Source organism: Edaphobacillus lindanitolerans, from assembly GCF_900156305.1.
Classification (GTDB): domain Bacteria; phylum Bacillota; class Bacilli; order Bacillales_A; family Planococcaceae; genus Bhargavaea; species Bhargavaea lindanitolerans.
On the sequence record NZ_FTPL01000005.1, the window covers coordinates 1 to 24,889 of the forward strand.

General features: G+C 54.1%; 20 protein-coding genes. 16 read left to right on the forward strand and 4 right to left on the reverse strand.

Annotated elements, in window-relative coordinates; genetic code table 11:
* The first annotated feature begins 297 nt into the window (after window positions 1-297).
* The 4 genes from tsaE to tsaD are packed head-to-tail and all read left to right on the forward strand — an operon-like array spanning window position 298 to window position 2,957.
* On the forward strand, window positions 298-750 hold the full coding sequence (gene tsaE / locus B0B07_RS13710; protein ID WP_076759800.1) for a tRNA (adenosine(37)-N6)-threonylcarbamoyltransferase complex ATPase subunit type 1 TsaE: 453 nt from the start codon (window positions 298-300) through the stop codon (window positions 748-750).
* On the forward strand, window positions 747-1,463 hold the full coding sequence (tsaB, locus tag B0B07_RS13715; protein ID WP_076759802.1) for a tRNA (adenosine(37)-N6)-threonylcarbamoyltransferase complex dimerization subunit type 1 TsaB: 717 nt from the start codon (window positions 747-749) through the stop codon (window positions 1,461-1,463). The genes tsaE and tsaB overlap by 4 nt, the downstream gene beginning before the upstream one ends.
* A complete protein-coding gene (gene rimI, locus B0B07_RS13720) occupies window positions 1,453-1,920 on the forward strand; it encodes a ribosomal protein S18-alanine N-acetyltransferase (RefSeq protein ID WP_076759803.1) in 468 nt (155 codons plus the stop codon). Before tsaB ends, rimI begins: the two co-directional genes overlap by 11 nt.
* Window positions 1,917-2,957 carry a tRNA (adenosine(37)-N6)-threonylcarbamoyltransferase complex transferase subunit TsaD gene (tsaD, locus tag B0B07_RS13725; RefSeq protein ID WP_076759805.1) on the forward strand — a complete coding sequence of 347 codons (1,041 nt, stop codon included), beginning with the start codon at window positions 1,917-1,919 and terminating at the stop codon, window positions 2,955-2,957. Before rimI ends, tsaD begins: the two co-directional genes overlap by 4 nt.
* Before the next feature lie 336 nt (window positions 2,958-3,293).
* On the opposite strand, the gene B0B07_RS13730 is transcribed toward tsaD, so the two are convergent.
* The gene (locus tag B0B07_RS13730) at window positions 3,294-5,237 is read right to left on the reverse strand and encodes an ABC-F family ATP-binding cassette domain-containing protein (RefSeq protein WP_076760074.1); all 1,944 of its coding nucleotides are present in this window, start codon (window positions 5,235-5,237) and stop codon (window positions 3,294-3,296) included.
* A gap of 129 nt (window positions 5,238-5,366) precedes the next feature.
* Between B0B07_RS13730 and B0B07_RS13735 the strand changes: the two genes are divergently transcribed.
* From B0B07_RS13735 to tatC, 3 genes are all read left to right on the forward strand, one after another.
* Window positions 5,367-6,011 (forward strand): redox-sensing transcriptional repressor Rex, encoded by a 645-nt coding sequence (locus tag B0B07_RS13735; RefSeq protein ID WP_076759808.1) that lies wholly within the window; start codon window positions 5,367-5,369, stop codon window positions 6,009-6,011.
* 73 nt (window positions 6,012-6,084) lie between these two features.
* Window positions 6,085-6,276: a twin-arginine translocase TatA/TatE family subunit gene (locus tag B0B07_RS13740; protein WP_076759809.1), complete on the forward strand. Its 192-nt coding sequence runs from the start codon at window positions 6,085-6,087 to the stop codon at window positions 6,274-6,276.
* A 30-nt stretch (window positions 6,277-6,306) separates the two neighbouring features.
* The gene (gene tatC / locus B0B07_RS13745; protein WP_076759811.1) at window positions 6,307-7,110 is read left to right on the forward strand and encodes a twin-arginine translocase subunit TatC; all 804 of its coding nucleotides are present in this window, start codon (window positions 6,307-6,309) and stop codon (window positions 7,108-7,110) included.
* Between the two features lie 24 nt (window positions 7,111-7,134).
* On the opposite strand, the gene B0B07_RS13750 is transcribed toward tatC, so the two are convergent.
* Window positions 7,135-7,863: a CPBP family intramembrane glutamic endopeptidase gene (locus B0B07_RS13750; protein ID WP_076759813.1), complete on the reverse strand. Its 729-nt coding sequence runs from the start codon at window positions 7,861-7,863 to the stop codon at window positions 7,135-7,137.
* A gap of 197 nt (window positions 7,864-8,060) precedes the next feature.
* On the opposite strand from B0B07_RS13750, the gene groES reads away from it, so the two are divergent.
* Both groES and groL read left to right on the forward strand, forming a co-directional pair.
* Complete coding sequence (gene groES / locus B0B07_RS13755; protein WP_076759815.1) at window positions 8,061-8,345, forward strand: co-chaperone GroES; 285 nt, start codon at window positions 8,061-8,063, stop codon at window positions 8,343-8,345.
* 61 nt (window positions 8,346-8,406) lie between these two features.
* Window positions 8,407-10,035 carry a chaperonin GroEL gene (gene groL, locus B0B07_RS13760; protein ID WP_076759817.1) on the forward strand — a complete coding sequence of 543 codons (1,629 nt, stop codon included), beginning with the start codon at window positions 8,407-8,409 and terminating at the stop codon, window positions 10,033-10,035.
* Window positions 10,036-10,250: 215 nt separating this feature from the next.
* On the opposite strand, the gene B0B07_RS13765 is transcribed toward groL, so the two are convergent.
* Window positions 10,251-11,006 (reverse strand): SurA N-terminal domain-containing protein, encoded by a 756-nt coding sequence (locus B0B07_RS13765; protein WP_076759818.1) that lies wholly within the window; start codon window positions 11,004-11,006, stop codon window positions 10,251-10,253.
* A 555-nt stretch (window positions 11,007-11,561) separates the two neighbouring features.
* On the opposite strand from B0B07_RS13765, the gene B0B07_RS13770 reads away from it, so the two are divergent.
* Window positions 11,562-15,740 (forward strand): tetratricopeptide repeat protein, encoded by a 4,179-nt coding sequence (locus tag B0B07_RS13770; RefSeq protein ID WP_076759820.1) that lies wholly within the window; start codon window positions 11,562-11,564, stop codon window positions 15,738-15,740.
* A 68-nt stretch (window positions 15,741-15,808) separates the two neighbouring features.
* Here B0B07_RS13770 and B0B07_RS13775 read toward each other — a convergent pair whose 3' ends face one another.
* Window positions 15,809-16,861, reverse strand: a complete 1,053-nt coding sequence (locus B0B07_RS13775) for a YkvI family membrane protein (protein WP_076759821.1) — start codon at window positions 16,859-16,861, stop codon at window positions 15,809-15,811.
* A gap of 322 nt (window positions 16,862-17,183) precedes the next feature.
* On the opposite strand from B0B07_RS13775, the gene hpaB reads away from it, so the two are divergent.
* The 6 genes from hpaB (at window position 17,184) to ahpF (ending at window position 24,426) form a co-directional block, all read left to right on the forward strand.
* Window positions 17,184-18,635, forward strand: coding sequence for a 4-hydroxyphenylacetate 3-monooxygenase, oxygenase component (gene hpaB / locus B0B07_RS13780; protein ID WP_076760076.1), 1,452 nt, complete (start codon window positions 17,184-17,186; stop codon window positions 18,633-18,635).
* A gap of 26 nt (window positions 18,636-18,661) precedes the next feature.
* On the forward strand, window positions 18,662-19,165 hold the full coding sequence (locus B0B07_RS13785; RefSeq protein ID WP_076759822.1) for a hypothetical protein: 504 nt from the start codon (window positions 18,662-18,664) through the stop codon (window positions 19,163-19,165).
* 720 nt (window positions 19,166-19,885) lie between these two features.
* Window positions 19,886-21,331: an Msr family ABC-F type ribosomal protection protein gene (locus B0B07_RS13790; protein ID WP_076759824.1), complete on the forward strand. Its 1,446-nt coding sequence runs from the start codon at window positions 19,886-19,888 to the stop codon at window positions 21,329-21,331.
* A 133-nt stretch (window positions 21,332-21,464) separates the two neighbouring features.
* Window positions 21,465-21,887 (forward strand): cupin domain-containing protein, encoded by a 423-nt coding sequence (locus B0B07_RS13795; protein WP_076759826.1) that lies wholly within the window; start codon window positions 21,465-21,467, stop codon window positions 21,885-21,887.
* 404 nt (window positions 21,888-22,291) lie between these two features.
* Window positions 22,292-22,861: an alkyl hydroperoxide reductase subunit C gene (ahpC, locus tag B0B07_RS13800; protein WP_076759828.1), complete on the forward strand. Its 570-nt coding sequence runs from the start codon at window positions 22,292-22,294 to the stop codon at window positions 22,859-22,861.
* Window positions 22,862-22,875: 14 nt separating this feature from the next.
* On the forward strand, window positions 22,876-24,426 hold the full coding sequence (gene ahpF, locus B0B07_RS13805) for an alkyl hydroperoxide reductase subunit F (protein WP_076759830.1): 1,551 nt from the start codon (window positions 22,876-22,878) through the stop codon (window positions 24,424-24,426).
* Window positions 24,427-24,889: the final 463 nt, after the last annotated feature.

Here is a 24,889-nt window from a genome sequence, read left to right on the forward strand (position 1 = left end):
TAAGCTCTTCAGCGCCGATGGTAGTCGGGGGCTTCCCCCTGCAAGAGTAGGACATCGCTGGGCACAAGGCCGTCTCCAACCGGAGACGGTTTTTTCATGTTTTATAAAGGTTCGGCGGGAGAAGAAGAGGATCGCACGGAACGTCCCCAGCGTTTTTTTCGACTGGGACGGAAGAATACTCTCCCTCCACTTCGCCGTTGATAGCAAATCAGTACAAAATCCCCGGCTGTTCCGGTACACTGGGTTCAGCAGAAACGACCAATTGCCGCCGGGCGGCCTGGAAGATGGAGTGAGAAGATGGAATGGACGATAGAAGTAACGGGACTCCGGGAGACGGAGCAGCTGGCTTTGCGTTTGGCTTCCCTGCTCAAGGGCGGTGAAGTGATCACGCTTGAAGGGGATCTGGGTGCCGGAAAGACGACATTCACGCAGGCCCTGGCGAAAGGGCTGGACATCCGGCGTACCGTCAACAGCCCGACCTTCACAATCCTCAAACAATATGAAGGGCGGCTGCCGCTGAATCATCTGGATGTCTACCGGCTGGCGGACAGCGATGAGGATCTCGGCTGGGACGAACTGTTCTTCGGAGACGCCGTGTCGGTCATTGAATGGGCGCGCTATATATCCGAGGAACTCCCGGACGAGCGGCTCGACATCGAAATCGCGCGTACCGGGGACGAGGGACGGCTATTCCGCTTCCGTCCGTCCGGGAGCCGCTATGAAGCATTGGTAAAGGAGATCGGATTATGATCTGGCTGGGTCTGGATACATCGAATCTGCCGCTTTCCGCCGCCCTTGTGCGGGACGGTGAGCTGCTTGTTGAATTGAATTCCGCTGTGGGCCTCAATCATTCCGAGGGAGCGATGCCGGCCGTGGACGAGCTGTTCGGACGGGCCGGGCTTGCCCCGTCGGACATCGATGCCATCGCGGTTGCCGAAGGCCCGGGATCCTATACCGGTGTCCGGATCGGCGTCACCATCGCGAAAACGCTCGCCTGGACGCTCGATAAGCCGCTGACCGGCGTCTCGAGCCTCCGGGTCCTCGCCGCCAATGTCCTTTCGCCGGACGTGACCATCTGTCCGCTGATCGATGCGCGCCGCGGCAATGTGTTTGCAGGTCTTTACAAAAGGACGCGGCAAGGAACGATCGAAGTGGTGGAGGAAGACCGCCATCAGGCCTTCTCCGACCTTCTTGACCGACTTGGAGAAGGGGAAGGCCCCGTCGTCTTTCTCGGTCCCGGCGCGAGCGTGCACTGGGAAACTGCCGGCGAGGCGCTCGGTCACCGGGCGGTCCGCGCACATGCCGGGCAGGACATCCCGCGTGCTTCCCTTCTGATCGATGAGGCGCAGAACCTGCCGCCTGTCGGGGATCTGCATTCGTTTACGCCGGAGTACCGCCGGATCCCTGAAGCCGTGTCAAACTGGCGCAAATCGCAGGAAGGGAATGTCCCGGATGGACGATAAGCCGCAAACCACGGTCACCTTCCGCAAAATGGTGCTTACTGACGTGCCGGCGGTCTACCGGGTGGAGACCGATGCCTTTACGGCACCCTGGTCGCTCGAGGCATTTGAGCAGGAGATGCTCCGGAACGAATATGCCTATTACGTGCTCGCTGAAAAGGAAGAGGAAGTCGTCGGGTATGCGGGGATGTGGCTGATCCTCGATGAGAGCCACATCACAAACGTGGCGGTGCTCGGTTCCTATAGAGGAACCGGCATCGGAGAGGCGCTCATGCGGGAGATTATGCGCCGGGCGTCCGGCCACGGTGCCCGGACGATGACGCTCGAAGTGCGGGTGTCCAATGAGCCGGCACGGAATCTTTACCGAAAGCTCGGTTTCCGTGAAGGCGGCATCCGCAGGGGTTATTACACAGACAACGGGGAAGATGCCCTCGTCATGTGGACGGAGTTGACAGCATGAAGGACATTTATATTCTTGGCATTGAGACAAGCTGTGATGAAACGGCGGCATCCGTCGTTCGGAACGGACGGGAGATCGTCTCCAACGTAGTGGCCTCCCAGATTGAGAGCCATAAGCGTTTCGGAGGCGTCGTGCCGGAAGTGGCTTCCCGCCACCATGTCGAGCAGATCACGCTTGTCATTGAACAGGCACTCCGCGAAGCCGGAATCACGCCCGGTGGATTAAACGCGGTGGCCGTCACCCAGGGACCCGGACTGGTCGGAGCCCTTCTGGTCGGAGTGAATGCCGCGAAGGCATTTGCGTTCGCCCACGGACTGCCGGTGATCGGTGTCCATCATATCGCGGGACATGTCTATGCCAACCGCCTCGCAGGCGGGATGGAGTTCCCATTGGTGGCGCTCATCATTTCAGGAGGGCACACCGAGCTTGTCTACATGGAACGGGACGGTTCCTTCGAACTGATCGGGGAGACGAGGGACGATGCGGCGGGCGAAGCCTATGATAAGGTTGCCCGCATCCTCGGACTGCCCTACCCGGGCGGACCGCATATCGACCGGCTCGCCCATGAGGCAGAGGAGTCGGTCAAGTTTCCGAGGGCATGGCTGGAAGACGGGTCGTATGATTTCAGTTTCAGCGGTCTGAAGTCGGCGGTCATCAATTATGTGCATAATGCCAATCAGAAGGGCGAGACCGTCGACCCGGCCAAAGTGGCCGCAGGATTCCAGGAGAGCGTCGTGGAAGTCGTGACGGGGAAGACGGTCCGGGCAGCGAAGGCGTTCGGTGTGCAGCAGGTGATCGCGGCCGGCGGTGTTGCGGCCAACCGGGGTCTCCGGGACTCTCTTGCCGAGGCACTCGGGAAGGAAGAGATCGAATTCCATGTTCCCCCGCTCAATCTCTGCACGGACAACGCGGCGATGATCGCAGCGGCAGGTTCGTCGATGTTTGAAGCAGGGGTGCGGGGCGATCTCCGGATGAACGGAAAGCCGGGGCTGGAACTGCTCGGCTGGACGGCTGAAAATGAACAGAAAAATAGGTGAACAGAGAGGAGCCTGTCATTCGACAAGCTCCTCTCTCGTTCTTCATAATCCTCAAAGTCTGTCAAGAGGGAACGTCTGTACTTATGCACATTTGTTGATAACTTGTTGATAAGTTGGGGATTTATGCGCCGGTTATCCTCTGCTTTTGAAAAAATAGTGTGCAAAACTCAGATGGTTTCTGTGGATATAGTGGATAACTGTGTGCATATCCCGTTTTCATGCGGTCGGCCGTGTGAATAAGTTTGTGGAAAATCTCATCGCCATGGCGAGATTCTGCAGGAAAATGAAAAGCTGCCGGCCTGTCTGCCCGGCAGCTTGCATCGTTGTTTTCATCAGTCAGGCTTCTTCCAGGGAGGCCTGCAGTTCCATCCACCGTTCCATGCAAGTTTCATGGAGTTCGTGCCGGCGGTCAAGATCCGCCTGGATTTCCGAAAGCTTTACATGGTCGTCGGAGTGCGCTGGATTGTTCAGTTCTTCCTCGAGTCTGCCGATTTCGGCTTCAAGAGATTCCATTTCCTGCTCCGCTTCCTCGAGGGCCCGCTGGAGCCGCCGGCGTTCCCGCTGCCGTTCCTTGCTCTCGGGCACCGGCTTCCCGGGGACCGGAGCGGCTTTCCGGGACTGGTTGGCCTGCTGCTCGGCAGCGAGCTCAAGCAGCAGCTCTTCCTGTTCTTTCTTCTTTTCCACATAATAATCGTAGTCGCCGAGGAATTCTTCGGATCCTTCCGGTGAGAGCTCGATCACCTTTGTCGCAATCCGGTTGATGAAATACCGGTCATGCGAGACGAACAGGAGCGTCCCGGGATAGTCCAGCAGCGCATTTTCCAGCACTTCTTTGCTGTCGAGGTCCAGATGGTTCGTCGGCTCGTCGAGGACGAGGGTGTTCGATTTCTCAAGGACCAGCTTGGCGAGCGCGAGACGCGCCTTCTCTCCCCCCGAAAGGGAAGCGACCGGTTTCGTCACATCATCCCCGCTGAACAGGAAGCGTCCGAGGAGTGTCCGGACGTCTTTTTCATTCATGAGCGGCCATTCATTCCAGATCTCCTGCAGGACCGTACCTGAGCCGGTGAGTTCGGCCTGCTCCTGGTCATAAAAGCCGTATTGGACATTCGTCCCCACTGCGATCTCTCCTCCGAGAACAGGCAGCCGGTCCGTCAATGTCTTCAGGAGGGTCGACTTGCCGACGCCGTTCGGCCCGATGAACGCAATCCGGTCTTGCCGGTAGACCCGGAAGTCCAGATGCTCGGAGACGGGCGTGCCGCCGTGTCCGATGGCTAGGTCATGGACGGCGAGGACATCGTTGCCGCTTTTGCGGTCGATGCCGAACGTGAAGGCGGCGGATTTTTCATTGCCGTCCGGTGCGTCCATCCAGTCGGTCTTCTCGAGCACTTTCCGTCTGCTCTGGGCCATTTTCGTCGTGGAGGCCCGGGCGATGTTCCGCTGGACGAATTCCTCGAGCTTTGCTTTCTCGTCCATCTGCTTTTCATACAGTTTGCGGTCCCGTTCATAGTTCTTCGCCTTCTGGTCGAGATAGGCGCTGTAGTTTCCGACGTATTTCGTCACTTTTCGACGGGATACTTCATAGACGATCGTCACGACCTGATCCAGGAAGTAGCGGTCGTGGGACACGATCAGGATGGCGCCCTCATAGCCCTGCAAGTATCGCTCAAGCCAGGACAGCGCTTCGATGTCCAGATGGTTTGTCGGCTCATCGAGGATCAGCAGGTCCGGCTTTGACAGCAGGAGCCGTGCAAGGGCGAGGCGGGTGCGCTGCCCGCCCGAAAGCGTGTGGATCTTCTTGTCCCGGTCTTCGGGATAAAAGCGCATGCCGTGCAGGACGGAGCGGGTTTCCGATTCATACTGATAGCCGCCGGCTTCCTGGAACCGGTGCTGCAGATCGTCGTAGGCTTCCATCACCTTCCGGTAGGACTCTTCGTCCCCGTAGACGGAGGGATCCGCCATCCGCTGTTCAAGTGTCCGGAGTTCATGCTCCATGTCATGGAGCGGCTGGAAGATGGTCATCATCTCTTCCCAGATCGTCCGGTCGGAGTCGAGTCCGGTATGCTGGTCGAGATAGCCGATCCGGACGTCTTTCGGCATGATGATATCTCCCTCATCCCGGCTCAGCTCCCCGGTGATGATTTTCAGGAGGGTCGATTTTCCGGCTCCGTTGCGGCCGACGAGCGCCACCCGGTCCCGGTGCTGCACTTCCAATTTGACGCCTGAAAGAATCTCTTCTCCGGCGAATGATTTTGTCACATTGTTCACTTGAAGGACGATCATGATTTCCACCTCTATTCCTCTCCAGTTTAATCGATGGGACCGCACGGCGCAACGGCTCGCCTTTACATGAGAAGGGGACTGCTGTAAGATGGAAGCGGTTCAAGAAGGAAGGTTCCACAGGAGGAAAACATGGACGAAAAAACTAATAAAGTCCCGCAGGCGACATCCAAGCGGCTTCCCCTCTATTACCGGTTCATCCAGAAGTTCGCCAACTCCGGCAAGGAGAGAGTTTCTTCCCAGGAACTGAGCGATGCGATGAAGATCGACTCTGCGACGATCCGCAGGGACTTCTCCTATTTCGGTGCGCTCGGGAAGAAGGGCTACGGATATGATGTCAGGACGCTGCTGGAGTTTTTCCGGAAGACGCTCGATCAGGACGAGGCGACGAATGTGGCGCTTGTCGGTGTGGGAAGCCTCGGGAACGCCTTTTTGAAATATAATTTCCACAAAAACCATAACACCCGGATTGTCGTGGCGTTCGATCCGAACGCAGGCGACGGCGGAACAATCGTCAATGACATTCCGATCTTCAGGCCGGACGAGCTGGAAAAGCGGCTCGGCGAATACCATGTCGAGATGGCGATCCTGACGGTACCGTCCAGGGCCGCACAGGAGATGGCCGACCGGCTGGCGGCACTCGGCGTCAAGGGCATCCTGAACTTCGCGCCGGTCCGGCTCTCCGTGCCCGAGGGAGTCAGGATCCACTCGATCGATCTGTCCGTCGAGATGCAGGCGCTCATCTATTCCATCCGCAATGACGAAAAATCGACATAAACCGGCTCCTGTATAAATGGAATTATGGGCTGGAATCATGTAGAATTGTGTTATTAACAAGGGAGGTGTCGGCATGTCACCAGGTCCAATGAGTCTTGTGCTGATTGCCATCGTCGCTTTGATCATCTTCGGTCCTAAAAAGCTTCCTGAATTCGGCAAGGCAGTCGGTTCATCACTGCGCGAGTTCAAGAATGCGACAAAAGGCCTCGTAGACGATGACGAGGACAGCAAAAAAGAAGCTGCCGAACAAAAAGACGTCAAATAAGACGCCTCATCAGTTAGGAAGTCATCTTTCATGAATGATAAACAACTGTCGATCATCGAACATATAGAGGAACTGAGAAAACGGCTGATGGTTATCGTCGTTTTCTTTGTTATTGCGATCATCGGCGGATTCTTTCTCGCGAGGCCGATCATCCAGTTCCTCCAGAACAGCGAAGAGGCCAAGCAGTTCCAGCTGAACGCATTCAGCGTGGCCGATCCGATGTTCATCTACCTGAAGGTGATCATCTTCATCGCCATCGTGATCATTTCCCCCGTCATCCTCTACCAGCTCTGGGCGTTCGTCTCTCCGGGGCTTTCGGAGACGGAGCGGCGGGTGACGCTGAGTTATATCCCGTTCGCCTTCGTGCTTTTCCTGGCGGGCATCTCGTTTTCTTATTTTGTCCTGTTTCCGTATCTGATCTCGTTCATGACAAACCTGTCCGACAACCTGGACATCCAGCAGACGATCGGGGTCAATGAATACTTCAACTTCCTGTTCCAGATCACCTGGCCGTTCGGTCTGGTGTTCCAGCTGCCGGTCGTCCTGCTGTTCTTTTCACGGCTCGGGGTCCTCGATCCGGCATTGCTCGTCAGGTTCCGGAAGTTTGCCTGGTTCGGCCTGTTCGTGCTGGCAGCGTTCATCACGCCGCCGGACCTGTTCTCCCATCTGTTCACGACCGTCCCGCTCATCATCCTTTATGAGATCAGCGTACTGATCTCGCGTGCGGGCTACCGGAAGTACCTGAAGGCCGAACAGCAACGGCAGCAGGAAGAGATGCAGGCGGAACGCGAGCGGATCCTGGAAGAACAACAAAAGCGCCTCCACGCGGACTGAGTTTCCGCGGGAGGCGTTTTTTGCTTATTGGATATTGGAAAGGCGTTCCATCGTCCGGATGAACTCCTGGATCTTGTCCATATTGAGCTGGACGATCATGACGAATCCGTTCAGCAGCATGTGGGCGATGATCGAGGTGGTGATCCGTTTCGTCCGGTGATAAAGGAATGCAAAGATGAATCCGGATGCGGCGTAAAGCAGGATGTGCGTGAACTCCATATGCATCGCGGCGAAGGCGATGGAGCTCACGGCCGCCGCCACAAAGAAGTTCGTCCGGTCGACGAGGCCGCCGAACACGATCCGCCTGAAGATGAACTCTTCCAGGATCGGGGCGAAGAAGACGATGGCGAAGATGGCGGGCTTCGCTGTATCCGCCACCGTCACGAGTGCGGCCGTGTTCTGTGATCCGGCTTCGACTCCGAGCATCTGCTCGATCATGCCGGCCAGCCCCTGGCCGAACAGGACCATGAAGAATCCGGCAACCCCGAGCAGGACGGACACGCCGACGGAGGCCTTTGGGCCCTTGGGCGTCCTTAGATAGGTTTTATCGGAGCGGACGAGAAGCAATGTCGCTGCCACGGCGACCCCGAACGAGATGAAGATCCACCATCCGGTCGCAAGAAGTGCGGCTTCCCGTTCCTCGTGGCCCGCTGCGACGAGCCGGGGGATGATCTGCTCAAGAACCGGTCCTCCGGAGAGCTGCGCCGCGGCATAAACGAGAAATATCCAAAGTGAAGTATGGCGTTTTTTCAAGGTCAGAATCCTTTCTTCCAGCAGGTCGTTATGATCTGATTGTAGAGGGAAGACCGTAAAACTTCAAAGCCCGGACCTTGCGCGTCCCGCTTGCAAAACCGGAACGGATTGATTATTATAATACTTGTGTTAGCACTCCTGGTTAGCGAGTGCTAACAAACGACAATCATCGACAGATCAAGAGGAGGGTGTTTCACGTGTTGAAACCATTGGGTGATCGCATCATCATTGAATTGATCGAAGCGGAGGAAACCACTTCGAGCGGCATCGTACTTCCTGATTCCGCAAAGGAAAAGCCGCAGGAAGGAAAGGTCATCGCAGTCGGAACCGGCCGCTACCTCGACAACGGCACGAAAGTGGACCTGGAAGTCAAAGAGGGCGACCACATCATCTTCTCGAAATATGCAGGCACAGAAGTCAAATACGGCGGGGAAGAGTACCTTATCCTCCGCGAAAACGACATTCTGGCCATCCTTGGCTGAATAAAAACCGGGTGGATTGAAACCACATCAGAACGAAACGATTATCAGGAGGGACTCATCGATGGCAAAGGAAATCAAGTTCAACGAAGACGCACGCAGCCTGATGCTGAAAGGCGTCGACAAGCTTGCAGATGCAGTTAAAGTTACACTTGGGCCTAAAGGCCGCAACGTTGTGCTCCAGAAGAGCTTCGGCTCGCCGCTCATCACGAACGACGGCGTGACGATCGCAAAGGAAATCGAACTCGAAGATCCGTTTGAAAACATGGGTGCCAAGCTCGTTTCCGAAGTTGCATCCAAGACAAATGACGTTGCCGGTGACGGCACGACGACTGCGACGGTCCTTGCACAGGCCATGATCCGTGAAGGCCTCAAGAACGTCACCGCAGGCGCCAATCCGGTCGGCATCCGCAAAGGCATCGAAAAAGCGGTTGACGCTGCAATTGATGAACTGAAGAACATCTCGACCGAAATCGAAGGCAAGGAATCGATTGCCCAGGTGGCAGCCATTTCTTCCGGCGACGACGAAGTCGGCGAACTGATTGCAGAAGCGATGGAACGTGTCGGAAACGACGGCGTCATCACGATCGAAGAATCCAAAGGCTTCGCGACGGAACTCGATGTCGTGGAAGGGATGCAATTCGACCGCGGCTATGCTTCGCCTTACATGGTGACGGATTCCGACAAGATGGAAGCTGTCCTTGAAAATCCGTACATCCTCATCACGGACAAGAAGATCTCCAATATCCAGGAAATGCTCCCGGTTCTCGAGCAGGTAGTCCAGCAGGGCCGTCCGCTTCTAATGATCGCTGAAGACGTGGAAGGCGAAGCCCTCGCAACGCTCGTCCTCAACAAGCTCCGCGGCACGTTCAACGTGGTTGCAGTCAAGGCACCTGGCTTCGGAGACCGCCGCAAGGCCATGCTCGAAGACATCGCCATCCTGACCGGCGGCCAGGTGATCACGGAAGACCTCGGCCTTGAGCTGAAGTCCGCTGACGTGACACAACTCGGCCGCGCTGCGAAAGTCGTCGTCTCCAAAGACAACACGACGATCGTGGAAGGCAGCGGGGATCAGGACAATATCGCAGCACGCGTGAACCAGATCCGTGCGCAAGTGGAAGAAACAACTTCCGAGTTCGACAAAGAGAAGCTCCAGGAACGCCTTGCGAAACTCGCCGGCGGCGTTGCGGTCATCAAAGTCGGTGCCGCTACGGAAACGGAACTCAAAGAACGCAAACTCCGCATCGAAGACGCGCTGAACGCGACACGCGCAGCCGTCGAAGAAGGCATCGTGTCGGGCGGCGGTACTGCGCTCGTCAACGTTTACAACAAAGTGGCCGAGATCCAGGAAGCTTCTGAAGGCGACGTCGCGACCGGCGTGAAGATCGTTCTTCGCGCACTCGAAGAGCCGGTACGCCAGATTGCCGAAAACGCCGGCCTCGAAGGCTCCATCGTGGTGGACCGTCTGAAGCGCGAAGAAGTCGGCATCGGCTTCAACGCAGCGGAAGGCACTTGGGTGAACATGACCGAAGCCGGCATCGTCGACCCGACGAAAGTGACGCGCTCCGCGCTTCAGAACGCCGCATCTGTCGCAGCCCTCTTCCTCACGACGGAAGCAGTCGTCGCAGACATTCCGGAACCGCCTGCAGCAGGCGGCGGCATGCCGGACATGGGCGGCATGGGAATGATGTAATCTTTTCTGACCCTTGGGCCGCGATGGGGTCGGTCATGTGACTGCTGCCCCATCATCATGCTCACAGTTAGAAATAGAAAGACCTCTTACATTTCATGTAAGAGGTCTTTTGCATTTTAAATAAGGTATACACGCTTAAAAGGGCAGAGGACGCGATAAGGCCAAGAAAAGAGGCCAACCATAGAAAAAATGGTTCACCTCTTTTGTATCATCTCTTATATCTTGATGTCGATCTTCGCATGTTCCTTCAGCTTTTCAACCTGCTGAACCAGTTGTTCCTGCTGTTTTTGCTGTTGAATAGACTGCTCGATCTGTGGTTTCATTTCATCAAGTTTCGGAACTTCCTGACCTGCACCCTTTGCTTGTTCCGCATATTGATCGTAGGCTTTTTGGATTTCTTCGTCGGAGATTTCACCTGCCGGCACTTCTTTCTCAACATACTGCTGAAATTTAAGGTCTTCGGCGATTTGAGTTTTAAGTGATTTCATGTCCATGCCGGATTCTTTAAGAGCGGCTTCGAATTCTTTTTCAGTTTTAAATTGCTTTTTCACTTCGTCCAGCCGCTGATCAATATCGGATTTTGTAGCCTGATAGCCTTTTTTATCGGCCTCTTGCAGAAGAAGAGTCTGTCCGACCAGGTTGTCGAGGGTTTGTTTTTTTAATTGCTCTGCCGCTTCTTTGGAAGTGGGGTCTTGTCCCATTTGCTGCATTTGTCCCTGTGATGAAGCCAATGCACCATTGTATTGGTTCCCGAGGATTTCTTGCTCATTCACGACGGCGACGGTTTTCTTCTCATCGATTTGCTGTGCTTCCAATTTCTTTTGCATGTCTTCCATTTGCTTCTGCTGATCGTTTTCCGCTGTCTTGGCTTTATCATCATTGTCCGTTCCACTGCTTTTTTCATTACCCCCACAAGCCGCTAAAGCAACAGCCAAAAAGCTGATCATTATAATAGACATCATTTTTTTCAAACATACCGATCTCCTTCCTTGGAAGTGTCTCATCTAGTGGCATTATAAAGGAAAACCTTTGGAAAAGGGCCGATATGAGCGATTCTTAATTTGATTGTAAACAGATTGCAATACCATGAATATCTGTAATGAATCTGACTACGGCGGGATAATTCGCCACCTGCACGGATGTACCCCATGCCAAATCCAGCTGTAGGTCATTCCGGAGGTTCTGACTTTGAACCGCCGACTTCACTTGGTCAGCAACTCAACTCGCCTTTCATTAATCGAACCGGCCTTTAATAAATTGAGACACAGGCAATCGGTGAATCCTCCGGTACCGGGGAAAGAATTGAAGTCTTGATCTGTTTTGAGGAGTCCGTTCTTGCTGCCGCTTGCCTGAGGTTTTAGCCGTTCGCCAGATGGCTGAAATCTTTTTGTGTAACGGCTGCAAAAAAAGAATGGCAGAGTCATAGAAATGGTTTATATTAGTTTTAATTCATATTCAATGAAGACGTATTGGCTGCCGGGATTGTGGAAAAGAGAGGGAACAGGGGACCTATGGAGACTACACGGATGATTCAAATGCTTGAAAGCCGGCAGTACACGGAAGCGCTGGCGCTTTTTTCAGAGTCTCTAAAACAGGAGGGGCTGAGCCGCCTCTCCGATGTCCGGAAATTCATGGACCGTCCGGAAGGGCAGATCCGCGATCTTCTGAAGATCATGGATACAGCGATGATGGACACCTGGAGCCGGATCGTCGCGCGCTTCAGCCACAGAAGGCTGAACAGCCCGAATACACTGGTCTGGCACTGCGAGGAACTGATCGATGATCAGAAGGTCGTCGAAGCGGAAATCCTCCTGAAGCGGCTGGAGGAAGACGAGCCGCCGGCAGAAACGGCCGAGAAGCTGTATTTCAACTTGGCGGTCCTGCTTGTCCGGATGCGCCGGTTCCATGAGGCGTGCACCTACATGGAGAAATGCGAAAGGATTTCCAAAGAACCCATGAATGTGAGATGGGCTTACTATTTCCTGCTTAAAGACGACTGGGAAAACGCCATCCGCCTGTTGGAGAGGGGGAAACAGGACAGGGAAGACGGGGTTTACGCCTATCTCCTGCTCGCCCAGCACTACAGCCTCCGCGGAATGCAGGATGCGGCGGAAGCTTGTGTGGCCGAAGGATTGCAGTCCCATCCGTCCTATCCGAAGCTGCTGGCCGAGAAGATCCGGATCCTCTATAACGGGAAACGATGGCCGGAAATGAGGGCCGGCATTGCCGAACTTCTCGCGGTTTCGCCTTTTCATGATCTCCGGGACATGTGTGATTATTATCAGGCGGTCAGTCTGTATGAGGAAGAACAATGGACAGAACTGGAAGAGCACCTGGCTGCCCATCCTGCCCTGAGAAAAATCCCCCGCTTCAAGAACTATTCGGGGGATGCGGGAAAACCGTGCAGAATGCTGGTCTACAAGCGGGTCATCCAGAAATATAATTACTGTCTGCCCGCCGGCTCGGAAATGCTGTTCAGCATGTTCTCAACGGAAATCGGCCAGGACGAGGTGGCGGAGAAGATATTTGAATCTGACGGCTCCCGGGTGTCCCGGGCGATCGATTTCTTCCGTGAGAACGGTTTCCATTGCGTGCTCTTCCACGGGGATGAAGCGCGTTATAAGCGGCTGATCGACGTGGAGGCGGGTGTCCTGATCACGCTTGACTATCCGACGGAGGCCCATGTCCAGTTGCTGGCCGGCTACGATGACCGCCTGGGCGTGTTCTTCATCCAGGATCCGAACCTCGGGGAACCGCATGCCGTCGAATACTCCGGCCTTGAAAGGGAGTTTGGAAACAACCGGGCTCTCTCGGTGGCGGTTGTGCCTGTTCAGAACCGGGACAAGCTCGCGTTCCTGGATGAACAGGAGCATGCGGTGCTCGCACGGATCCTGCATCTGACCGAAAACTGTGACCGGCCGCTGAGCCGCGAGGACACCGAGTTTCTCCGGACCCATCTTGATCGACCCGTCGTGTCGGTATACGGGGCCAAATATCTTGCCGGCATGTTGGAAGAAGACGTGCTGACCGAGATGGTCCGCACGGTGGACGGAACGATCTCCGACCCGCTCTACCGGGACCTGGCGGTTGCGCTCGCCTATACCCAGGCGGGCAAGGACGGGCTGGCGAACGCCCGCCTGGAAGGGATGTCATCCGGTTCCCGTTCGGCGGATTACTGGTACCTGAAGGGCCGGGTCAATCTGAATCTGGAAGAGTTCCGGCGTGCGGCCCGGGACTTTGAACAGGCGGTCTTGCTGGAACCCGACCGGGCCCATCTCTGGTCCTACCGGGGGCTCGCCCTGTCCGATGCCGGAGAATCGGAAGAGGGGCTGAAATTCTCGGAGATTGCGCTGGATATCCTGGCGGAAGATGATTTCACCCAGGCCAGCCACGGCCGCATCCTGTTTGATGCCGGACGTTACGGGCAGGCACGGGAATGCTTCACACGGGCGATCCGCCTGAAGAACGACCAGCCGCATTTCTGGTATGAACGCGCACGATGCGATATGCAGATTGGCCGGTTCCATCAGGCAGAGAGAGGATTTTCGGTGGCGATCCGCCTCGATCCTTCCCATCCTGTTCTGTATAAGCAGCTCGCGGATATCTGGGAATTTGTCCGCGGGGACACGGCTGCGGCTGAATCGGTACTGAAAAGGGGGCTGGCGGCAACGGAGGAATCCGGCATCCTCCTCGGTGAACTGGGGGAACTGCATGAACGGGCAGGAAACCTGAAGGAAGCCCAAATCTGGTACACCAAGGCATTGGAGAAAGAGCCTGAGAACCCCATCGCCGCCCTGAACGTGGTCTCCCTTCTGAAAGAAGTAGGGCAGACAGACGCATTCTTCCGGGAGATGGACGGTCTGGAGGCACGGTTCGGCGAAGACAGTGAGTTCCTGATCAACGGAGGGAAACTGATTTTTGAAGCAGCCGGAGATTCGGGCACGTCAGAGCACCGGGCTGCGCAGGGGCTTTCCTGGATGGAAAAGGGATTGCACATGGCCGGATCGGCATTGGAGGAAGCGCTTGAACTCTATGTTTCCCTCATCGGGGATACTCCCCACTACAGAAGGGGAGCGGCGTTTCTCGAGGAACAGCAGGACCGGACAGACGGGGGCATCTTCCTGTGTCATGCCGGCATTCTCCACGAGCAGAATGGGTACCCGGAGAAAGCGAAAGGGGCCTACGGGCGGGCGCTGGAGCGGAAAGAGGAGGTCCAGCCGCTGTACCTGCTCGGGGAACTCCATGTCAAAATGGAGGACATGGAGAAGGCAGCATCTTATTATGAGCGCGTCCTCCGCCTGAATCCGTCTCATGGGCCGGCGCTTCTGGATCTCGCCGGCATCTTCCGCGAGCGGGGGGAGGATGACAAGGCGCTTGAGCTCTTGCTGAAAGCCTTCAGGCTCAACCCCCGTGCCGTGGATGTGGAGGCGGCTGCCGAGCTCATGGACCGGGCGCAGCTCGAACACTTTTTGGAAGAGTTCCAATCACTGGACAAGAAAGGGAATGGCGCCGATTTCCTGTACAGCCGGATGGCGGTCCTCCACGGAAAACTCGGCTCCCCGGAGAAAGAGGACGAATACTTGGCCAAGGCCCTTAAAGCATCCCCGGAATCCCCGGAACTCCTCCACCAGCAGGCAAAGGCAATGTACCGTCGGGGTGAAGCGAAATCGGCCCGGAAGCTTCTGCTCGGACTGATGGAGGCCCACTATGATGACCGGGAGTACTATGACACGCTCATCGGGTTCCTCGGGAAATCCGCAGGCAAGATCAAGCCATCCCTGGACGGTCTGAAGCTGTCCAGGGAAGAAAAGAGCCGCGCCTTCATGTACGGGGCCGCAGCATTTGAAAAGGCGCTGCAGCCCACGCTGGAGGCGCACAGTCAGCGGGAGGAAAAAGGGCTGATCCGGAAGCTGAAGAACCTCACCCATGTCACCATCCAGATCGGTGTCCTGGTCGATTTATATGAATCGGCGATCAAGTGCGACCGGGAAAACATGGAGGCCGCCGTTTGGCTGGCCGATTTCTATATGGCCGTCTCCCTGCCCGAAGATGCCATCAAGACGCTTGTACAAACGCTCGGCCGACACTGGGATGACGAGATTGCGTATCGGCTTGCGTTGCTGTATATCAATGAGCGGGAACCCTTCAGCGAGAGAAAGCAGGCCATCCATATACAAAAGGCACAAGAGCTGCTGGAGAACCTGATGAACAGGCGCAACGATCCTGCAGATCTGCATCTGCTCGGTTACTCGCTTTTCCTTCAGGGAAGCTGGCCCGAGGCGGAAACGGCATTTCTGCAATGTCTGGAAGTAGAGCCGGAAATCGAAAACGGCTTCTTGCTGCTCGGAAAAACATATGCCGAGATGGAAAGGTACCGTGATGCGGAGCAGGCCATGAGAAAGGCGGTGGAACTGTTTCCGGACGACCCTGAAGGATGGGATGAGCTGGGCATCCTGTTCGGGAGGCAGGGCAAAAATGAAGAGGCACTGCGATATGCCGAACATGCCTTGGAGGCAGATCCCGCCCATCTGTTCGCCCGGTACAACCGGGCCTGCTATCTGTCGCAGCTCGGCCGGTTTGAAGAATGCGTACAAGAGCTGGAAAAGGTATTTGAACTGGATGAGGATGGCTTCTTCATTGAACTTGCCGGCGGGGACGAAGATCTGGATCCCCTCAGGCAGTCGGGTTATTTCGCCCATGCCTGAATAAATGAGCAATCAAAAAAGCCCCTCCTCCATGCGATATGGAGGAGGGGCCTCTTCGGAGTTCAGCTTTATTTCCCTTCCCGTTTCAGCTTGAACGGTGCGTAGATGAGGGCCACCATCAGGAACAGCCCCAGATAGCCGATCAGCGAATAAAACTTGGAAACCAGCGTGGTGAAGCCGACAAAGCTCAGGACGAATCCGGTGGCCACGGTGATGATCGTCGCCGTATGGGCTTTTTTCGTATCCATTTCAAAGAATCTGGCGACAAATCCGTAGAACATGCCAAGCGCCGTATTGAAAATCATCCCGAACAGGACGATGGACATCAGGATCGCCAGGACGGGTGAGATGTCCTCCACAATCTTCAGCAGCGGCAGGTCATACGACGCCACTTCTTCGATCTTGGCGAAGATGGCGAGGTGGGACAGGACGATCATCACGCCGATGGCAAGCCCGCCGAGCAGGCCGCCGAAGCCCGCGATCCGCGGATTCTTTTCCGATCCCCCTGTCACCAACGCCATTCCGGCACCGAGCGCAATATTGAAGGAGACATAGTTGATCGCAGAGACAAACCAGTTCGGAAACGACTTTTCCTGACTTTCCGCGACCGGGTTCAGTGCTGCAAAAGATGCGTCCATCGTGCTCAGGCTGTACACCGAAATGATGACGATGAACACGAGGAGGAACGGTGTGATGCTCGCAATCACCGCGATCACCTTATCAATCTTGAGCATCATGGCAAGGACGACAAGGACCGACATGATGATGCTGCCGACAAAAACAGGCAGTCCGAATTGCTGATTGACCGTCGCACCCGCACCCGCGATCATCACGACGCCGACGCCGAACAGGGTGAAGATGATGATCGCATCCACGATCACGCCGAGATAGCGTCCGCTGATCGCATAGATGGCGGATTTATGCGAATCTGCTTTCAGCCGGCTTCCGATATTCGTCAGGATCATGCCGAGATAGGCAAACAGCGCAGTCGCGACAACCGCTGCAATCGTCCCTTTGTAGCCAAAGCTGGTAAAGTACTGCAAAACCTCTTGTCCCGATGCAAAGCCTGCACCGACAATGACGCCGACAAAAGCTCCGGCGATTTTTAAAATCCTTAGCATCTTAAATCCCCATTTAACTGATTGATGTATGATCCGACGGATGGATCTCTTATCATAGTGTAACAATGAACAGCAACATTCCAATAGTTCAAATCTCTCAATCTTCATCAAATCGGTGCGGCCGTTGCATCCGGAGCACTTTGGACCAACCTCCAAAGTGGATGGATGCACAAAGCTGCAGGCGAGGGAAAGGACGAAGTTCAACACTGAATATCATTGTCTTCCTGATTTGCCAAGGTTCAGGAATAGCGGGCTGATGCATAGCATAGAAAGGGCGGCCATCCGGTGCTGTCGCCTCCAGACTTTAATTAGGAGTGACCAAGTGGGAGCCATCAACGGGAAGGCGTATATTGAGCGAATAGACAGCCTGGACAATGAAATCTGGCTCGACGGCAAAAGAGTGGAAGGGCCGATTTCCAGTCATCCTGTCTTCAAGGGAATCATCCAGGAAAAAGCGGCTCTCTACGACATGCAACTCGATCCCCGGTACAAAGATAAGATGACGTTTCGTTCGCCTGAAACGGGTGAGCCGATCGGTCTGTCGTATATGCAGCCAAAAAGCATGGAAGATCTGAAAAAAAGACGGGAAATGATGGAACACTGGGCTACCCGAAGCTTTGGGATGATGGGAAGAAGTCCTGATTATTTGAATTCTGTCTTAATGAGCTTTGCTTCTTGCGCGGGCTTTTTGGAGGGAAAGGAAAATAGTTATCCGCAAAATCTTGTCGCGTTTTATAAAATGGCCAGAGAAAAGGACTTATCGTTCACCCATACATTCGTCAGCCCGCAGATAAACCGTTCTCAAATCTATGTCGAAACGAGCAAAGAACCCATCGCAGCGAAAGTGGTGGATGTGAATCCGGACGGGATTGTCATCAAAGGTGCACGTTTACTTGCCACGCAGGGCGGATTGACCGATGAGGTCCTGGTTTTTAGTGTCGGCAAATTTCTATTCAATGAAGACGAGGCATTTGCATTCTCGATCCCGTCGAATACGAAGGGGTTGAAATTCATTTGCCGGGACACATTTATCGGAGGTGCCTCGCCGTTCAATCATCCCTTAAGCTCGCGATACGAGGAAATGGATTCTGTTGTCGTTTTCGACAATGTTTTGGTCCCTTGGGACCGGGTGTTCTATTACAATGATGGTGAAGTGGCCGAAGAATTCATCAAGCAAAGTTCTTTTCACGCATTTGCCAAGCATCAAGTCGTGACGAGGCAAATTGTGAAGACCGAATTTATTTTAGGGATCGCCCAGTTATTGACCGAAACCATCAAGGTGAATGGCTACCAGCATATACAGGAAAAAGTTTCAGAGATCATTGTAGGCCTGGAAACCATGAAGGCATTGCTCGAGAAGGCGGAAAATCATGCGTCCACAGATAAGCATGGAGTGATGCGTCCCGATGTGATCCCCCTGAACACAGCCAGTGCGGTGTACCCAAAATTGTATCCCCGCTTTACAGAAATCATCCAGATCATCGGTGCCAGCGGAATGATTACGATTCCGACGGAAAACGCCTTCCAATCCAGCATTCGGTCAGATCTGGATCAGTACCTTCAAGGCGCCACGAAGTCCGCAGAAGATCGGGTAAAGATTTTCCGGCTGGCATGGGATTTGACGATGAGTTCTTTCGGCATGCGGGGAATGCAATATGAGCGGTATTTTTTTGGTGATCCGATCCGGATTGCCAGTATTTTATACGATGAATATCCTAAAGAGCCGTATGTAAAGGCCGTCAAGGAATTCCTGCAGCTCAAAGAGGATCAGTAATCCATTATGGTTTTTGGAGGGACGGCATGACCAATTTTTATTCGTTTCATGGAACGGTCACTGCGATCAGTGACTTTGGCATTGGCCAGAGTCGTGAAAGTGAAGGCTGCTATCAACTGTTCACCGTTGAGAATGATTCCGGTTTGATCGTGAACTTCGTCGTCTCGCCTTCCACTTATTTCGTGAATCATGAAATCGTCCGTGTGGGGGACCGGGTAACCGGTTATTATGACGGGGATTTACCGGTGATCCTGATTTATCCGCCGCAATATCATGCGCTTGTCATGGTGAAAGATGACCCGGCACAAAACGTGAAAGTGGATCACTTCGACAATCAATTGGTGAGCAGCGATCAAATGCTGAAACTCAATTTATCCCCTACGACCGAATTGTTATCAACAAATGGGCAGCTCTTTACAAAGTATCCGGCAAACCGTGATTTGATCGTGCAGTATGGACCGTCCACGAGAAGCATCCCCGCCCAGACGGTCCCGTACCGCATCATTGTCTTATGTTCGGCACATCTATAGCCAAGTCATCGGCTGCTGGCGGCAGCCGCCCAAACCGGGTCTTTCACCAGTGCCGGAAGCTGATGAAGGACCTTGTTCAATCGTTTGGAATGTCGGTCATGAACTTGTCATGGAGGAATTCTTCAAACAGGGTCTACATATAAACATTTTGACTTTTCCGGAAAGCACTTGTACGAAGGACATAACAATCTGAACGTCAGGAGGACCATTAAAAATGACACACGCCATGAAACGCTGGATCCTATCTTTTTAACCAGTAACTGAATAAGGTTACAGGCTCTGTATATGATTGCAGGGTAAACGGGATCAGTCTGTTCATTTTTCAATGGTCTTCATTCGAAAAATCAATGATGCAAAATGGAGAAAGGGGATTGGAATGCCTTTCTTCTTTTTGTGCGCTCCTTTCCAACAGGATGATGTTGGGGCATAGATCAATTCAATCAAATAGGGATTCCCTTTTACTCCAGATCACAGCGGGACCGACTGTGGTCTTTTTTGTTTTTGAAAGGCAGGTGCATTGATCCATGCCGCGGGTGTGGCTGCGCTGTTTTCGGTTATGGGCATTTTAATCTTGATAAACGGGGTAGTTGCAGCGAAAACCGAATAGGAGGAAAAGCATGATGCAGATATTATTGTTCTTTTGATACGGGCTTGTTCCAGAAGCTCGTATCGATGGGTGGCTATCGATACGAAATGAACAAATTTCGGGAGGTAGCGAAGATGGAACAAGTATGTTTTGAATTAGAGAATGTGGAAGTGACCTTTCTTGACCGAAAAGTATTGGAGATCGATCGGCTGGCGGTCCATCAGTTTGACCGGATTGGGATCATCGGGAAAAACGGAGCAGGGAAGAGCACGTTGATAAAACTGCTCGCAGGAATTGTCCGACCCTCCAAGGGGGAAGTAAAACGCCATGTGAATGCAGGGTATCTTGAGCAAATGGAGGCGCCGGAAGCCGTTGAGGCGGATCCCCGGCTGCTCGGGAAATTGCATGTGCGGGATGCAGCCGACGGGATGAGCGGCGGTGAACAGACCAGGCTGAAGATCGCCCAATTGTTCACCCACTACAACGAATGTTTGTTGATCGATGAACCGACGACGCATCTGGATCAAGAGGGGATCTCCTTTTTGCTCGATGAGCTGAAGCATTACTATGGCTCGCTCGTTTTGATCAGCCACGACCGGTCTGTGCTGGACGAATTGGTCGGGACGATCTGGGAAGTGGATGAAGGAAAAGTAAACGTGTACGCCGGAAATTACAGTGCGTACATGGAACAGAAGAATCTCGAGCGGGAACAGCAAGGCAAGGCCCACGAACTCTACAGGAAGGAAAAGAACCGCCTAGAAAAAGCGGCCAGGGAAAAAATGAAGAAGGCCGAGAAAATAGCCAAGTCTTCGAAGAAGGAACCGAAGGCAAAGGCGAACCGAATGATCGAGACCAAGTCAAAGAGCACAAGTCAAAAAGCAATCCGGCGTGCCGCAAAATCTATCGAGCAAAGGGCAGAGAAACTGGAATTCGTGGAAGCTCCGAAGGAAGAAGGCGTCATCCGCTTCCGCCAATCCAAATCGCTGGAGCTGCACAATAAATTCCCGATCATGGCAGATCGGCTGACACTGACCGCAGGAGATAAACTGCTTCTGAGCGAAGCGAATTTTCAGTTCCCAGCGGGCCGGACGATTGCCATTACGGGGAATAACGGCACGGGCAAGACCACGCTTCTCCGGCATATTTTGACCAGCGGTGACGGGCTCACCGTTTCTCCCAAAGTGGTGTTTGGGTCCTATGAGCAGCTGGGCTACCAATTCACCCAGGATGAAACGGTCGTCGGGTACGTCAAGGACAGGAGTGACTATGAAGAGAGTGAGATCCGTTCTGCTATTCACTCCATGGGTTTTGCGGGAAACGACCTGAAAAAGAATGTCCGGCATCTGAGCGGCGGTGAAGCGATCCGCCTTGTGCTGTGCCGCTTATTTTTGGGCAGATACAATGTGCTGATTTTGGATGAACCGACCAACTTCCTCGATGTGTCTTGCATCGAGGCGCTGGAACAATTTCTTGGGGGATATGAGGGGACTGTTCTTCTCGTATCCCATGATCGGACTTTTGTAGACCGGGTTGCCGATGATGTGTATGTACTCGAGGAACAACAACTGAAGCTTCACTAACCTCCCGCAATACGAGAAAACTTCAGCAAAGCGCCGCCCCATCGGGGACGCGCTTTTGTTGATTGTCCTGAACGTGTTTAAGTTTAGTTTTTGCCCGGCAAGTGTATAGATAAGCATAGGGAGGGATTTATCCATGTCCATCGATTTCAAAGACCATGGGAAACAACCGTATGTACTCAATATCGAAGAAGCCACACGTCAGAACGAAAACTTCCGGACGACGATCTGGACGGGCGAAAAACTTCAGGTGACCTTGATGAACATCCCGCCGGGGGATGATGTCGGCCTGGAGATCCATAAAGGCATCGACCAGTTCCTGCGGGTCGAGAGCGGGAAGGGCCTCTGCCAGATGGGGCCGTCCAAAGATGATCTGAATTTCGAGAAGGAAGTGGGCGATGACGATGCCATCCTCGTGCCCGCAAACACGTGGCACAACATCACGAACAAGGGCGATGAGCCGCTGAAGATCTATTCCATCTATGCGGATCCCGACCACAAACCGGGGACTGTGCATGAGACGCATGAAGATGCCAGGAATGATCCGAACGAGCAATAATAGAAGAAACGGCAGTGCGGTTCCTTTCCGGAGCGGCACTGCCTTTTTTCGCCTTGGGAAGCTGGATGCCGCCCCCGGTGATGGGACCAAAGTAGTCTGTCCCCGGACAGGGGCATCAAAAAATGGGGAATTGCAGACAGCAGAGCCACAACTGAAAATAAATATGCTTATTGAGAAAAGGAAAGGGAGGGGAAGACATCTATTGCACGGCCCGAAGACCGGATCACTTTCCCCAAATTCGAACAATCCGTGTCTTTCGGGAGATGGACGGCATATCGGTTGACTAACGGGGGAATTCATATAATAATGAATGTGTAATTAGAATAATTATAGTTAAGTAGAGAGCCTTCACAGAGGGGCCCTTCCGAACAACTATAAATACATACGAGCAGGAGGAATTTTCAATGTCACTCATCGGCAAGAAAATCGAATCATTCAACGCACAGGCTTACAATGCAGGCACAGGCGAATTCATCGAGGTGTCGGACAACAACATGCAAGGAAAATGGAGCATCGTCTGCTTCTACCCTGCAGACTTCACGTTCGTCTGCCCGACTGAACTGAGCGACCTTCAAAAAGAATACGCAACACTGAAAGACCTCGGCGTCGAAGTCTACTCCGTATCGACGGACACTCACTTCACCCACAAAGCATGGCATGACCACTCCGATGCGATCAGCACGCTCGAGTATGTCATGATCGGCGACCCGTCCCAGAAAATCTCCCGTGCATTCGACGTCCTCGATGAGGAAGCGGGCCTCGCGCAGCGCGGTACGTTCATCATCGACCCGGACGGTGTTGTCCAGGCGGCAGAGATCAACGCAGACGGCATCGGCCGCGATGCAAGCACGCTCGTGAACAAAATCAAGGCAGCCCAGTATGTGCGCAACAACCCGGGCGAAGTTTGCCCTGCAAAATGGCAGGAAGGCGAAGAAACACTCAAGCCTAGCCTCGACCTCGTAGGCAAGATCTAAGGAGACGGATCAGCATGGCATTGGATAAAGACATCAAACAACAGCTGGCACAATATCTTGAACTGATGGAGGGCGACGTCGTCCTCAAAGTGAGCGCAGACTCCGGGAAGGCTTCCCTCAATATGCTGGAGCTGACAGACGAACTGGCCGCCATGTCATCGCGCATCAAGGTGGAAAAGGCCGAGCTGGACAGAACTCCGAGCTTCAGCGTCAACCGACCGGGCGAAGAGACCGGCATCGTGTTTGCCGGCACTCCGCTCGGCCACGAGTTCACTTCCCTCGTCCTTGCGTTGCTCCAGGTGAGCGGACGTGCGCCGAAAGTGGACGGAAAAGTGATCGAGCAAGTGAAGAACATCAAGGATGAACTCCGCTTTGAGACGTACATCAGCCTCACTTGCCAGAACTGCCCTGAAGTCGTTCAGGCGCTGAATACGATGAGCGTCCTCAACCCGAACATCACCCACACGATGATTGACGGTGCGGTGTTCAAGGATGAAGTCGAGCGCAAGAACATCATGGCCGTTCCGACCGTTTACCTGAACGGCGAGCCGTTCACGAACGGACGCAAGACACTCGAGGAAATCCTTGCAGAACTCGGAAGCGGTGCGGATGCATCCGAATTCGAGGGCAAGGAACCGTTTGACGTCCTCGTTGTCGGCGGTGGCCCGGCAGGAGCAAGCGCGGCGATCTATGCGGCGCGCAAAGGCATCCGGACCGGCATCGTCGCTGAACGCTTCGGCGGGCAGATCCTCGATACGGCAGCAATCGAGAACTTCATCAGCGTGAAGCACACGGAAGGCCCGAAACTCGCGGCCGGCCTGGAAGAGCATGTCAAAGACTACAATGTCGACGTGATGAACCTCCAGCGTGCAACACGCCTTGAGAAGAAAGACCTCATTGAGATCGAGCTTGAAAACGGAGCCGTGCTCAAGAGCAAATCCGTCATCCTCGCGACCGGAGCGCGCTGGCGCAACATCGGCGTGCAGGGCGAGGCCGAGTTCCGGAACAAAGGCGTCGCCTACTGCCCGCACTGTGACGGTCCCCTCTTTGAGGGCAAGGACGTGGCGGTTGTCGGCGGCGGAAACTCCGGCGTCGAAGCGGCCATCGACCTCGCGGGCATTACGAACCACGTCACGGTACTGGAATTCGGTTCTGAACTGAAGGCGGACTCCGTCCTTCAGCAGCGGCTGCGCAGCCTGCCGAATGTGACCGTCCTGACAAATGCCCAGACGACGGAAATCACCGGGACCGATAAAGTCGACGGGATTTCCTACATCGACCGGTCGACGGGTGCAGAGCATCATGTCGAGCTGGCCGGCGTATTCGTCCAGATCGGGCTCGTCCCGAACACGGACTGGCTCGGCGACTCCGTCGAGCGCAACCGGGCCGGCGAGATTGTCGTCGACAAGCGCGGTGCCACCAATGTACCGGGCGTCTTCGCGGCAGGAGACTGCTCCGACAGCGCCTTCAAGCAGATCATCATTTCGATGGGCAGCGGTGCAACTGCATCCCTCAGCGCATTCGACTATCTCGTCCGCCATCAGACCGAGACGGTCAACGCGTAAGGATCACAAAGAAAAAGGAACAGGCCTGAACTAGGCCTGTTCCTTTTTGTTTCGGACAAAGGTTCACCGCGATGATCGCCAAGATAAAACGAGAAACGAAGCGGAGAACAGACGGTTATCACCCACCATTCGATAACGCTTCCCTCAAAGAGGTTCCCGTGTTGTCCTTTTTTCTCTAAAATACAAGAGACCATTGAACAAACCGAATAATAGTGTCAATGCAAGGATGGGAATAAAAATGTTCCTTGGGTCCACCGTGAAATAAACAATTGCAAGGATCATCAAAAACACCGCGTAGCCCATGTTGAATATTTTCTTGGTCTGGACAGACACAAACATCCCTCCCTATCTCTCTTCGCACACCTTTCCATAATCAAAATATGCATGGCCGATGACTGCCTCGTTGAGGTTGTAACATCCCCATTACAAACCTATAATGAAAAACATTTAATTACAACTACTT

Excerpts from the sequence above, each read along its gene's own strand:
- B0B07_RS13795 (WP_076759826.1), top strand. The coding sequence starts at position 21,465 with ATGTCCATCGATTTCAAAGACCATGGGAAACAACCGTATGTACTCAAT.
- tsaE (WP_076759800.1), top strand. The coding sequence starts at position 298 with ATGGAATGGACGATAGAAGTAACGGGACTCCGGGAGACGGAGCAGCTG.
- B0B07_RS13775 (WP_076759821.1), bottom strand. The coding sequence starts at position 16,861 with ATGCTAAGGATTTTAAAAATCGCCGGAGCTTTTGTCGGCGTCATTGTC.
- B0B07_RS13735 (WP_076759808.1), top strand. The coding sequence starts at position 5,367 with ATGGACGAAAAAACTAATAAAGTCCCGCAGGCGACATCCAAGCGGCTT.
- ahpF (WP_076759830.1), top strand. The coding sequence starts at position 22,876 with ATGGCATTGGATAAAGACATCAAACAACAGCTGGCACAATATCTTGAA.
- groL (WP_076759817.1), top strand. The coding sequence starts at position 8,407 with ATGGCAAAGGAAATCAAGTTCAACGAAGACGCACGCAGCCTGATGCTG.
- B0B07_RS13770 (WP_076759820.1), top strand. The coding sequence starts at position 11,562 with ATGATTCAAATGCTTGAAAGCCGGCAGTACACGGAAGCGCTGGCGCTT.
- ahpC (WP_076759828.1), top strand. The coding sequence starts at position 22,292 with ATGTCACTCATCGGCAAGAAAATCGAATCATTCAACGCACAGGCTTAC.
- tsaD (WP_076759805.1), top strand. The coding sequence starts at position 1,917 with ATGAAGGACATTTATATTCTTGGCATTGAGACAAGCTGTGATGAAACG.
- B0B07_RS13730 (WP_076760074.1), bottom strand. The coding sequence starts at position 5,237 with ATGATCGTCCTTCAAGTGAACAATGTGACAAAATCATTCGCCGGAGAA.
- B0B07_RS13785 (WP_076759822.1), top strand. The coding sequence starts at position 18,662 with ATGACCAATTTTTATTCGTTTCATGGAACGGTCACTGCGATCAGTGAC.
- tsaB (WP_076759802.1), top strand. The coding sequence starts at position 747 with ATGATCTGGCTGGGTCTGGATACATCGAATCTGCCGCTTTCCGCCGCC.
- tatC (WP_076759811.1), top strand. The coding sequence starts at position 6,307 with ATGAATGATAAACAACTGTCGATCATCGAACATATAGAGGAACTGAGA.
- B0B07_RS13740 (WP_076759809.1), top strand. The coding sequence starts at position 6,085 with ATGTCACCAGGTCCAATGAGTCTTGTGCTGATTGCCATCGTCGCTTTG.
- rimI (WP_076759803.1), top strand. The coding sequence starts at position 1,453 with ATGGACGATAAGCCGCAAACCACGGTCACCTTCCGCAAAATGGTGCTT.
- B0B07_RS13790 (WP_076759824.1), top strand. The coding sequence starts at position 19,886 with ATGGAACAAGTATGTTTTGAATTAGAGAATGTGGAAGTGACCTTTCTT.